The sequence below is a fragment of the Pseudoalteromonas sp. NZS127_1 genome (assembly GCF_015864295.1).
GTDB lineage: Bacteria > Pseudomonadota > Gammaproteobacteria > Enterobacterales > Alteromonadaceae > Pseudoalteromonas > Pseudoalteromonas arctica.
In genome coordinates this window covers 1-12173 of record NZ_JADYXO010000016.1, presented here as the reverse complement: position 1 = coordinate 12173, position 12173 = coordinate 1, and the positions used below count along the sequence as shown (strand labels likewise).

Annotated in this window: 9 protein-coding genes; all 9 read right to left on the bottom strand. The window is 40.6% G+C overall.

The genetic code is table 11. From position 1 onward, the window contains the following. Nucleotides 1-202: 202 nt before the first annotated feature. The 9 genes from I6F50_RS14140 to rimP all read right to left on the bottom strand — a co-directional run bounded on the left by I6F50_RS14140 (nucleotide 203) and on the right by rimP (nucleotide 11820). Complete coding sequence (locus I6F50_RS14140) at nucleotides 203-1378, bottom strand: hypothetical protein (protein ID WP_197176531.1); 1176 nt, start codon at nucleotides 1376-1378, stop codon at nucleotides 203-205. Beyond that, entirely contained in the window at nucleotides 1365-2243 is an 879-nt protein-coding gene (gene nlpI / locus I6F50_RS14135; RefSeq protein ID WP_010554683.1) for a lipoprotein NlpI, read from the bottom strand. Before nlpI ends, I6F50_RS14140 begins: the two co-directional genes overlap by 14 nt. Before the next feature lie 141 nt (nucleotides 2244-2384). Beyond that, entirely contained in the window at nucleotides 2385-4511 is a 2127-nt protein-coding gene (gene pnp, locus I6F50_RS14130; RefSeq protein WP_007585511.1) for a polyribonucleotide nucleotidyltransferase, read from the bottom strand. Nucleotides 4512-5131: 620 nt separating this feature from the next. Continuing rightward, complete coding sequence (gene rpsO, locus I6F50_RS14125) at nucleotides 5132-5401, bottom strand: 30S ribosomal protein S15 (RefSeq protein ID WP_007585509.1); 270 nt, start codon at nucleotides 5399-5401, stop codon at nucleotides 5132-5134. Between the two features lie 153 nt (nucleotides 5402-5554). Beyond that, nucleotides 5555-6514: a tRNA pseudouridine(55) synthase TruB gene (truB, locus tag I6F50_RS14120; protein WP_007585508.1), complete on the bottom strand. Its 960-nt coding sequence runs from the start codon at nucleotides 6512-6514 to the stop codon at nucleotides 5555-5557. Then, the gene (rbfA, locus tag I6F50_RS14115; RefSeq protein ID WP_007585506.1) at nucleotides 6498-6983 is read right to left on the bottom strand and encodes a 30S ribosome-binding factor RbfA; all 486 of its coding nucleotides are present in this window, start codon (nucleotides 6981-6983) and stop codon (nucleotides 6498-6500) included. The genes truB and rbfA overlap by 17 nt, the downstream gene beginning before the upstream one ends. Nucleotides 6984-7139: 156 nt before the next feature. Beyond that, the gene (gene infB, locus I6F50_RS14110) at nucleotides 7140-9800 is read right to left on the bottom strand and encodes a translation initiation factor IF-2 (protein ID WP_197141542.1); all 2661 of its coding nucleotides are present in this window, start codon (nucleotides 9798-9800) and stop codon (nucleotides 7140-7142) included. 25 nt (nucleotides 9801-9825) lie between these two features. Continuing rightward, on the bottom strand, nucleotides 9826-11325 hold the full coding sequence (gene nusA / locus I6F50_RS14105) for a transcription termination factor NusA (RefSeq protein WP_197141540.1): 1500 nt from the start codon (nucleotides 11323-11325) through the stop codon (nucleotides 9826-9828). Between the two features lie 39 nt (nucleotides 11326-11364). Then, entirely contained in the window at nucleotides 11365-11820 is a 456-nt protein-coding gene (gene rimP, locus I6F50_RS14100) for a ribosome maturation factor RimP (protein WP_002958482.1), read from the bottom strand. Nucleotides 11821-12173: the final 353 nt, after the last annotated feature.

Below are 12173 nucleotides of genomic sequence, written 5' to 3'. Positions count from 1 at the left end.
TTATTATCATAAGTTTATTAGGGCATCTCTTTTTAATACTAAGTGATGCTTTTACTGCCTGTTTTTAAACGACATTAATGACTATAGTTATACTGAAAAACACTGATTTTGTCTATAAAAAGCGGTTCTGTATGGGTGTTTTTTAAACAAGAACTAACAATTTATTAAGCCTAAAAAAACAATTAATTAATACTGATAATTGTTAATTTAATATGGCCTTATTTGCAAATGTAAGCGCGCCAGGGTGACGATGAAAGTTACCATTGGTCATATCTAAATGTTTCAACCAAAGTTGTCTATACTGCGCTGAGAGCCCTAACTGCTGATATTGCATAATAGACCAATTTTCACTAGGTTTATAAGCAATACCTCCTACCTGGCAACTCTTTGCTTTATGCCAACCTGTTGGCGGTGACTCACCATGAGAAATAAATAAATTAGGTGCAACAAAACCCGTTTTTGCACACAACCATGCTTGCTTAGTTTTAGGCAAAGCGTATTCATCTTCAAAACCGTTAAAATGCATCAGCTCATGCAAAAATATACTGTATTTTGCTTTTGAGTTTATTAGCATTGTTCCCTTCGTGACATTAGCCGTTCCATCTTTAGGCATCATCACTATAAAATCAAAATTGTTAGGAAGCTGGCTATTAAGTTTAGATGATTGCCAGTCACACTTTGCTATTTGACTAGTACTACTTTTACACTCAAGCATACCCGCAACGTAAACGGGTTTTGAAAAGCAAAAAATATTTTCACGGGGCTCTGGTTGTTTATTATAAGCATTAATAAACTCTGTAAGTTTATATAAGCCACTGCGATGATCGCTCATAGTCAGCACGTTAAACATACATTGCTTATTAGGTTTGCTTATATTTCTTAAAGATGAAAAACCGAGATCGTGGATAAACGCGGTAGATATTTTACTCTGTGGTATTTTTAACTGAAGTTTTAGATGATTTAGTACATCCCCTGCTGGTAATTTGTTTTTACTAGCGAGTAACTCTAAATCGCTCCAACGTGATTGCTCAAGTAACTTTGTTGCTAATATTTTACGCTCTGGGATTGTTAAGTCATTTATAGCGGAGAGCCAAAATTGTTTTGCAGTATCACTCTGACTGCTTTTAATAAGCTTAAGAGAATACATATATTGTGCTGAGGAAATTTTACTGCGAGCAAGTATAGCTAAAGAGGTCTTTGGTAACTGCTCTAGGTGATCAGAAAAATAAGCTGGTGAATTCCAATAACTTTGTAGAACATTGGCTTTTGTATTTAAAACATGCCAAAAGCCAATAGCGCCAAGGTAATTACTCGAGCCTGTAATTAACAAACAACATAGTAATACACCTATTAATTTAAAATGCTTAACTTGCGTCAACACCTTCCATCAACTCAAGTTCTAAACGCGCATATTTGTACTCAATAAACTCATGTACATTGGTTGCTAGCGCAAGCCTAAAATAGTCTGATGCTAAGTACAGCTCACCCGCTGCTTGATGCATTTTGGCTAAGTAAAAATAAGCTTCACATAAACGTTGCGCATATTCTTGCTCAGTTCTAACACCATCACTAATGCCTGATAAAAATGCATGTTCACTCATATCGCCCGTATAAAGAGAAATTAACTGATACGCCCATTGTGAATCATCAAGCGCAGTCGCATTTTGTTTAAGGGCATCAAGTGCGATTACTTTATCCTCTTGTGCCTGGGCTAAATAAACCCATAAAACACGGTACGGATCGTTAGGAGAACGGGCTAAAAACTCATTAAAGTCATTTTTAGCAAGGCCAGCTCTATCGCCGTAATACAGTGCAATTCCTCGATTTAAATAGGCGTATTCATGCTCTTCATCAAGTTCTAGAGCTGAATCGAAAAACTCATAGGCTTTTTCGTACTGCTGCATAAGCGTATGTTGAATACCTAAAAAATTATACACTTCAGCTAAATCAGGCTTAAGTTTTACTGCGCGGTTAAAATCAATACGCGAAAGAGTGGTCATACCTAGACTATCGAAAAGTACACCACGGTCGTAATAAAGCTTAGCTTGTTGCTCTTCGCTTAAGTCAGCCCTATTCAATAACTCTGAGTAGCGTGCAATAGCAATTTCACTTCTAAAGTCAGAGGCTAAAGGTGCAGTAAATGGCACATTAACAATCGGGGTTGGTTCTGATTCTGTTGTAGTTTGGCAAGCGCTTAAAGACAAAATAGCAAAAGATGCCAAAGCTAAATGTTTGAGTATCATTAAAATCCTTAATACCAAGATATATCGCGATTAATATAAGACAGACCTTGTCCAATAAGGTTTCATTAAAGCATAAAAAAAGGGGCTAAACAGCCCCTTTTTTATCATCTAGCTAATATAACTAGATTAATAAGTTAACAATTACGCGTCAGTTGGCGCGTCAGCTGCAGGTGCTGCTGATTCCATTGCTTCTTTAATACTTAGACGTACACGGCCTTGGCGATCTACTTCTAGTACTTTAACTTTAACTTCTTGACCTTCAGAAAGGTGATCAGCCACGTTATTAACGCGCTCAGTACTAATTTGAGAAATATGTACTAGACCATCTTTACCAGGAAGAATGTTTACAAACGCACCGAAATCAACAATACGTACAACTTTACCTTCGTAGATAGTACCTACTTCAAGTTCAGCTGTTAATTGCTCAATACGGCTAATTGCATTAGCTGCACTTTCGCCATCTGTAGCGGCAATTTTAATCGTACCGTCGTCACCGATTTCAATCGTTGTACCAGTTTCTTCAGTAAGCTGACGAATAGTTGCGCCACCTTTACCGATAACTTCAGCGATTTTCTTCTGTGGGATTTTCATTGTGTATATGCGAGGAGCAAACATTGATAGCTCTTCAGAAGGAGCAGAAATTGCTTCGTCCATCACTTCTAAGATATGTAAACGTGCAGCTTTTGCTTGTTTAAGCGCAATTTGCATGATTTCTTGAGTGATACCTTCGATTTTGATATCCATTTGAAGTGCAGTGATACCTGCAGCTGTACCAGCAACTTTAAAGTCCATGTCACCTAAGTGATCTTCATCACCTAAGATGTCAGAAAGAACAACGAATTTATCGTCTTCTTTAACTAGACCCATCGCAATACCAGCAACAGACGCTTTAATTGGAACGCCAGCATTCATAAGTGCAAGTGAAGTACCACATACAGAAGCCATTGAAGATGAACCGTTTGATTCAGTGATTTCAGATACTACACGGATTGAATATGGGAATTCAGTCAATGTTGGCATTACAGCAGCAATACCACGCTTAGCAAGGTTACCATGGCCGATTTCACGACGCTTAGGAGAACCAACAAAACCAGTTTCACCTACACAGAATGGAGGGAAGTTGTAGTTAAGCATAAAGTGGTTTTTATGAGTACCCGTTAAATCGTCGATTAACTGTGAATCACGTTCTGTACCAAGTGTAGCTGTTACTAACGCTTGAGTTTCGCCACGAGTAAAGATAGCAGAACCGTGAGTACGCGGTAATACGCCAGTCATTACATCTAGTGCACGAATCATATCTGGTTCACGACCATCGATACGTTTTTCGCCAGAAGCGATACGGCCACGAACGATTTTCTTCTCAAGTGAACCGAAGATTTTACCAATTTCTTGCTTATCTAAAGACTCGCCTTCAGCAAGTTCAGCTGTTAACACTGCAACAACTTCATCTTTAGCTACGCCAAGTGCTTCTTTACGCGCTACTTTATCAGTGATTAAGTAAGCTGCGCCTACTTTATCAGCAGCAATTGCTGCAACTTTATCTTCTAGTGCAACGTTTTTAGCTGGTGCAGTCCAATCCCAAGTAGGCTTGCCTGCTTCTGCTTTAAATTCTTCGATTGCAGTGATGATCGCTTGAGATTGCTCATGACCATATACAACAGCGCCAAGCATTACGTCTTCTGCAAGTACGTTAGCTTCTGATTCAACCATAAGTACCGCTTTATCAGTACCGGCTACCACTAAATCAAGTTGGCTTTCTTCAAGCTCTTTTAATGTAGGGTTAAGTACATATTCGCCGTTGATGTAACCAACGCGAGATGCACCAATTGGACCACTGAACGGGATACCAGAGATAGCAAGTGCTGCTGAAGTACCAATCATCGCAACCATATCAGGTTGGATTTCAGGGTTAACAGAAACAACAGTAGCAATAACTTGTACTTCGTTTACAAAACCGCTTGGGAAAAGTGGACGAATTGGACGGTCAATAAGACGTGCAATAAGTGTTTCGCCATCGTTAGGACGACCTTCACGCTTTAAGAAACCACCTGGGATACGACCAGCAGCATACATACGCTCTTGGTAGTTAACTGTTAGTGGGAAAAAGTCTTGGCCAGGTTGTGCTTCACGCTTACCAACAACAGTTACTAAAACTGAAGTGTCGCCAATGCTTGCAAGTACAGCGCCGTCTGCTTGACGAGCGATTGCACCAGTTTCTAGAGTCACTGTATGTTGACCTAGTTTGAATTCTTTAATAATTGCTTGCACTTAAAATATTCCTTAAATGTATTCTAATAAGTTGTCATCAAAGTACCAATTACAGTACATAATTGTATTCAGTTGGAAATCAATTAAGTACTACAATTGGCAATGATGTGAATAAGCGTAGATAAACCTTTTTACCTACGCGCATAGTATATACCAAAGCTGCTTCAAAATGCGAGTCTAGGGTGTGTTGATCTTTGTGGATTGAAATTTGTTCAATCTAGGGTCGATTTAATCACGGCGCGAGATTTGTAACCTAGTGGGCTAAGTAAAAATCGAGCAACAAAGAGTTAATCGCCCCTAGGATGAACCCGCAGGGCAGCGCATGTTTGGCATTTATGCTGCGTTATCGCCTATTTATGGGGAATAACCACACTACATAGGCGCTGCCTTGCCTAAAGACCAAACATACAGCTGCAAAATTAATCACGAAAGGTCAACACACACTCGCTACTAGATTTAAACTGGGCTAATTAGCGGGTAAATACAACAGCTATTGGTAGTCTATGAAATGGGGGTTTTATATTATAATTCAATAGGTTTAAGAATTTTCTTAATTTGGAAACACAAATTTTAGGCACAAAAAAAGGAGCTAAAAAGCTCCTTTTTCTATAATCTAGTTCTTAGCGACGTAGGCCAAGTTCTTTGATTAACGCAGTATAACTAGTGATGTCTTTACCTTTAAGGTAATCAAGTAGTTTACGGCGAGTGCTTACTTTACGAAGCAGACCACGACGTGAGTGGAAGTCATGCTTGTGATCAGCAAAGTGACCTTGAAGCTTGTTGATGTCAAAAGTAAGTAATGCTACTTGTACTTCTGATGAACCTGTATCGCCTTCTGCACGTGCAAATTTAGCAATGATATCGATTTTTTCTTGATTGCTTAGTGACATAGTAACTCCAAAAATTAAATTTAAAAGGTGTCTTAGCCGATCACTAATTCAGCCAAAACGATTAAGCGGGCGTATTCTACCAACTGTAGGAATAACTACAAGCTAATTATCCCCAACTACAACTAATAAGCCACCGTTAGGCACATTAGTTGCTTATTCAGGCTTTACGTAATCGTCTTGCTGACTAGCAAGACCACGTTTAACCTTTAAATGACCGTTTGAGTTGCGCTCACCAGTACCAATAAATATATTATCCGCAACAACTTTAATTGCACCATCAGGTAAAGCGATTGATAATTCTACAGCTTGCCCGTGACTAAAAATCCCCCCTTGTTCTTTTGTAATTTCAACAACGGGTAAATCAGTTAAAGCAGTATCAATTGGTAGCAATAGCGAGTCTAAATAAGTTGAAGGCGCAAGCTCTTCTTCTTTCGCTTTAGCAAGCAACGCTTCAATCTCATCAAGCGAGACCATTTTATCTGCCGGATACTGACCAACAGCGGTTCTGTGGAGCATAATAACGTGTGCGCCACAGCCTAGGTTTTCGCCTAAATCATCAACGATTGTACGAATGTAGGTCCCTTTAGATACATGGGCCGTCATTTGTAATACGTTGCTTTGTTCATCAAATTCGTCAAACGATAAGCTAAACACGTTTATTTTTCTGCATTTACGAGGAACTTCAATACCTTCGCGCGCGTACTTATATAACGGTCTACCTTGGTACTTAAGAGCTGAGTACATTGACGGATATTGTTCAGACTCACCAACAAAAGCAGCTATTTCTTTTGTTAGCTGTTCACGCGTAACGTTCACATCTTTAGTGCTAACAATTTCGCCATCAGAATCTGATGTTGTTGTACGCTCACCCAGTTGTGCTCGAACGATATAGGTTTTATCTGTATCGAGTAAAAACTGCGTAAACTTAGTCGCTTCACCAAAACAAATTGGCAGCATACCTGTGGCAAGTGGATCTAAAGCACCTGTGTGTCCAGCTTTTTGCGCAAAATAAACACTTTTTGCTTGCTGTAATGCTTTATTTGATGAAATGCCTTCAGGTTTGTTTAACAACAAAATACCGTCAACTGCACGGCCTTTACTGCGCTTTGCCATCTGTATCAGTGCCTTCTTCGCTATCTGTATCGTCTACGTGATCAGTACCTTCTTCGCTATCTGAAACATCAGCAGCATCAACACTTTCTACGTCTTCATCTACATGCTTTGCGTTATCTTCGCGGATAATAGAATCCACTAAGTTAGAAATACGCATACCTTCCATTAATGAGTTATCAACTACAAACTTTAACTCAGGCATTATACGTGCACGGATACGCTTACCAAGTAACGAGCGAATATAGCCCGTTGCTTCATTAAGTACTTTTGCGCTTTGCTTTGCTGCGTCTTCATCTTGTGTGTTAAACACAGTAATGAAAATTTTGGCATAAGATAAATCGCGCGATACTTCTACCGCTGACACTGTCACCATACCTAAGCGTGGATCTTTAATTTCGCGTTGTAAAATTACAGCAATCTCTTTTTGGATTTGCTGTGCAACACGATCAGTGCGAGAAAATTCTCTCATTATACTTGTCCTAAAATAATAACTTATTGAAATTAAATAATAAGTTAACTAAATAATGGATATGCAAATGGGGGCTAAGCCCCCATTTAAAATCTTAGCGTAGGGTGTGTAGAACGTCCGGCGTTAACCTGAGCGTTCAATACTCCCTAGTAACAATTATAGAGTACGTTGTACTTCAACTGTTTCGAATACTTCGATTTGGTCACCAACACGTACGTCATTGTAGTTCTTAACGCCGATACCACATTCCATGCCGTTACGAACATCAGCAACATCGTCTTTAAAGCGACGAAGTGACTCAAGTTCACCTTCATAGATAACAACGTTTTCACGTAGTACACGGATTGGAGCGCTACGTTTAATAACACCTTCAGTAACCATACAACCAGCGATTGCGCCAATTTTTGGAGACTTGAATACGTCACGAACTTGAGCAAGACCAATGATTTCTTGTTTAAACTCTGGCGCTAACATACCTGACATTGCTTGTTTAACTTCGTCAATCAAGGCATAAATTACGCTGTAGTAACGTAGGTCTAAGTTTTCAGTCTCGATAACTTTACGAGCTGAAGCATCAGCACGAACGTTAAAGCCAACTACAATTGCGTTAGACGCTGCAGCTAGTGTTGCATCAGTTTCGGTAATACCACCAACACCTGAACCAACAATCTTCACTTTTACTTCATCAGTAGAAAGTTTAGTTAGTGAATCAGAGATTGCTTCGATAGAACCTTGAACGTCAGCTTTAAGTACCACGTTAACTTCAGAAACATCGCCTTCAGTCATGTTAGTAAACATGTTTTCAAGCTTAGCTTTTTGTTGACGTGCTAGTTTAACATCGCGGAACTTACCTTGACGGTATAAAGCAACTTCACGCGCTTTACGTTCATCTTTAACTACAGTCGCTTCGTCGCCCGCAGCTGGAATACCAGAAAGACCTAAAATCTCAACTGGAATAGATGGACCAGCAGACTTAATGTCTTTACCGTTTTCATCGCGCATTGCACGAACACGGCCATACTCAAGACCACATAATACAATGTCACCTTGGTTAAGCGTACCAGATTGAACAAGTACTGATGCTACTGGACCACGGCCTTTATCAAGACGAGATTCAATAACAACACCAGCCGCCATACCTTCAGTCGGTGCAGAAAGCTCTAGAAGCTCAGATTGGTTCAATACTGCTTCAAGAAGGTCGTCAATACCTAAGCCAGTTTTAGCTGAGATATGAACGTACTGCGTATCGCCGCCCCATTCTTCTGGAATAACGTCTAGTACAGCAAGTTCGTTTTTAACACGATCTGGATCTGCGCCTTCTTTATCCATTTTGTTTACAGCAATGATTAAAGGAACGCCAGCTGCACGTGCATGCTGTACCGCTTCTTTAGTTTGTGGCATAACGCCATCATCTGCTGCAACCACTAGGATTACGATATCAGTCGCTTTAGCACCACGAGCACGCATTGATGTAAATGCAGCATGTCCTGGAGTATCTAAGAACGTAATCATATTGCCGTTTACATCAACATGGTATGCACCAATATGCTGTGTAATACCACCGGCTTCGCCAGAAGCAACCTTCGCAGAACGAATGTAATCTAGCGTAGATGTTTTACCATGGTCAACGTGACCCATTACAGTTACTACTGGAGCACGAGGCTCTGACTTACCATCTTCATGGCGGTCATTAAGTACTGTTTGCTCTAATTCGTTTTCTTTAACAATGATAACTTTGTGACCCATTTCTTCTGCAACTAATTGTGCAGCTTCTTGGTCAATCACTTGGTTAATAGTAACCATGTCACCCATTTTCATCATTGTTTTAACAACTTCAGCGCCTTTAACGGCCATGCGTGATGCAAGCTCGGCTACTGTAATTGTTTCGCTAATACGCACTTCATTTTTAACATCAACAGTTGGTTTTTGGAAACCATGTTGTAATGATGCTGGCGCTTTTAGCTTAGACTTGTTACGGCCTCTTGACGCTGCAAATTTATCTTTTGCTGGCGCTTTTTTCTTTTTCTTAGCACGGCGTGTACCTTGCTCATCACGAGCATCGGCAACATCTTCTGCTTCACGTGCATAAGTAGAAGTCGTAAGATGGTGATCCGCTGTTTCTTCGCGTTTCTTACGTTCTTCTTCTTCTTTCTTCCAGCGTGCTGAATTCTCTTCAGCTAGCTTTCTTGCTTCTTCTGCTTGACGTTTCGCTTCTTCTTCAGCTTTCTTCAATGCGGCCTCTTCTGCTTCTTTTTGCAGACGCTCAGCTTCTATGCGATCTTTCTCAGACTTAGCACTTTGCTCTGGGGTCATCTGCTTTTGTTTCGCTTTACGCTCTGCATCAGCTTTGCGTTTAGCTTCTTCTTTGGCTTTACGGTCAGCGTCTTCTTTCGCTTTGCGTTCTGCCTCTTGTTTCGCTTTTAATTCTGCGGCTTCTTGGTCAGCTTTTTGCTGCTCTTCAAGGCGCACTTTTTCTTCAGCAGCTAAGCGTGCTTGCTCTTGCTCTTGTTCCATTGCGCTTTTCTTCACGTAAGTACGTGTTTTGCGAACTTCAACTTGAACATCTTTTGCTTTACCCGTAGAGCCAGTCACACTTAGCGTGCTTTTGCTCTTACGTTGTAAAGTCATGCGCGCAGGGCCATCTGAACCTGTACCGCCATGATGCTTACTTAAATGATCAAGTAACGTTGCTTTTTCAGCTTCTGTTACATTATCAGTTGCTTGCTTAGTGATACCTGCTTGTGAAAACTGCTGTAGCAATTTATCAACAGTCGTACCTATATCGCCGGCTAGTTTTTCAACATTTACTTCTGCCATAGTGTGTAATACCTCCGTTAATAAATTACTCGTCTGCAAACCAACAAATGTTTCGTGCAGCCATAATCAGTTCACCCGCTTTTTCAGATGAAACTTCTGTGATATCAACTAATTCGTCAATACCTTGTTCTGCCAAGTCTTCAAGTGTAACAACACCCTTGCTTGCCATCACAAATGCTAAGTGACGTTCTAAGCCTTCAAGCGCAAGTAAGTCTTCAGCTGGCTCTGCGCCATCTAAGCTTTCTTCCGTTTTAAGTGCTTTAGTAGTCAATGCATCTTTTGCGCGTGAACGCAGTAAATCTACAGTCTCTTCATCAAGACCATCAATTTCTAAAAATTCAGACGCTGGTACATACGCCACTTCTTCAAGTGTAGAGAAACCTTCGTTGATAAGTAATGATGCAAACTCATCATCAATTTCTAAATTTTCAGTGAATAAGTTAAGTAACTTATCAGATTCAGCTTCATTTTTAGTACGCATGTCTTCAACAGTCATTACGTTTAGTTCCCAGCCAGTTAACTGACTTGCTAAACGAACGTTTTGACCATTACGACCAATTGCTTGCGCTAGGTTATCTGCTTCTACAGCGATATCCATTGAGTGAGTGTCTTCATCCATTACGATTGAAGCAACTTCTGCTGGCGCCATTGCATTGATAACAAATTGTGCCGGGTTGTCATCGTAAAGTACGATATCAACACGCTCACCGCCAAGTTCTGACGATACAGCTTGCACTCGTGCGCCACGCATACCAACACATGCACCAATTGGGTCAATGCGTTTGTCGTTAGATTTAACAGCAATTTTAGCGCGTGAACCTGGATCACGTGCTGCAGCACGTAATTCAATCATCTCTTCGCCAATTTCTGGCACCTCAATGCGGAATAATTCCATTAGCATTTCAGGTTTAGAGCGCGTTACAAATAATTGTGCACCGCGTGCTTCAGGCTTAACTTCATATAAAAAGCCACGAATACGGTCACCCGGGCGGAAGTTTTCACGTGGTAACATGTCATCACGGTAAATTACTGCTTCTGCGTTATTGCCTAAATCAAGAACAATAGAGTCACGCGTTGCTTTTTTAACAACACCCGTTACCAACTCACCTACTTGATCTTTGTATGCTTCAACAACTAAAGCACGCTCAGCTTCACGTACTTTTTGTACGATAACTTGCTTAGCCATTTGTGTTGTAATACGGTCAAATTTGATTGAGTCGATTTGCTCTTCAACATAATCACCCATTTGCAAATCAGGTTCTTCAACCTGTGCTGCTTCTAGAGTGATTTCGCTGTATGGATTCTCTAAAGAACCATCTTCTAATACAGCGGCAATCTGCCAACGACGGAACGTATCGTAATCACCAGTTTTACGGTCAATTGCTACGCGTACTTCAATTTCGCCATCGTGTTTTTTCTTTGTAGCTGTCGCTAAAGCGAACTCTAGAGCTTCAAAAATCTTTTCTTTTGGAACCGCTTTCTCATTGGAAACGGCTTCAGCAACCAATAATATCTCTTTTGCCATGGGTAATGCCTCGCTTGCCCTATTCCTTCGCACTCGAATTTAAAACTTCGCGATTAAATTCGCACGTTCGATGTTACTAAGCATGATCAGATGCTCTGCACCATCGCTAGATAGTGTGATCATATCGCTGCTAACTGCTACTAAGTCGCCTTTAAAATTACGACGACCATCCTGTGGAAGTTTAGTACGCACGCGTACTTCCTCTCCTTGCGCCTGCTCGTAGTGATCTTGTTTGAATAATAGACGATCAACACCAGGAGACGATACTTCCAAATCATATTCATTTGTAATTGGGTCTTCGACGTCTAAAATCGCACTAATTTGGCGACTTGCATCCGCACAGTTATCAACTGAGATCCCATCCTCATGAGCAATATATACTCTTAAGGTAGAATGGCGACCCGCTTGCACAAATTCAAGACCATGCAATTCAAAGCCTAACATTTCTACCGCAGGCGTTAACATGGTTACTAAATCTTGTTCAAGTTTTGTCACGAAAATCCTCCATACAAACAAAAAAAGGGCTTATAGCCCTAAAATACTGAGTTTAAGTTTTAATTTGATGACAATTGCCACAAATCGCAAGGTGCAGATACAACAACGCCCCGAACCAAGCGGGGCGTCACACCAATAAAGCATAAAACTGTGTGGCCTAGGGCCAAGCTTGGTTGCGAGTCAGTAAACTGACCTAATTAAACTACATAGTCTAAAACGCAAAACGCGCATTACTTAGAATGCGCGATATAAATTAGTAAGGTAATACCTACTAGTAGAATTGGTTGCGGGAGCCGGATTTGAACCGACGACCTTCGGGTTATGAGCCCGACGAGCTACCAGACTGCTCCATC

Coding starts and splice junctions, on each gene's coding strand:
- rbfA (WP_007585506.1), bottom strand. CDS start 6,983: ATGAGAGAATTTTCTCGCACTGATCGTGTTGCACAGCAAATCCAAAAA.
- nlpI (WP_010554683.1), bottom strand. CDS start 2,243: ATGATACTCAAACATTTAGCTTTGGCATCTTTTGCTATTTTGTCTTTA.
- rpsO (WP_007585509.1), bottom strand. CDS start 5,401: ATGTCACTAAGCAATCAAGAAAAAATCGATATCATTGCTAAATTTGCA.
- truB (WP_007585508.1), bottom strand. CDS start 6,514: ATGGCAAAGCGCAGTAAAGGCCGTGCAGTTGACGGTATTTTGTTGTTA.
- infB (WP_197141542.1), bottom strand. CDS start 9,800: ATGGCAGAAGTAAATGTTGAAAAACTAGCCGGCGATATAGGTACGACT.
- nusA (WP_197141540.1), bottom strand. CDS start 11,325: ATGGCAAAAGAGATATTATTGGTTGCTGAAGCCGTTTCCAATGAGAAA.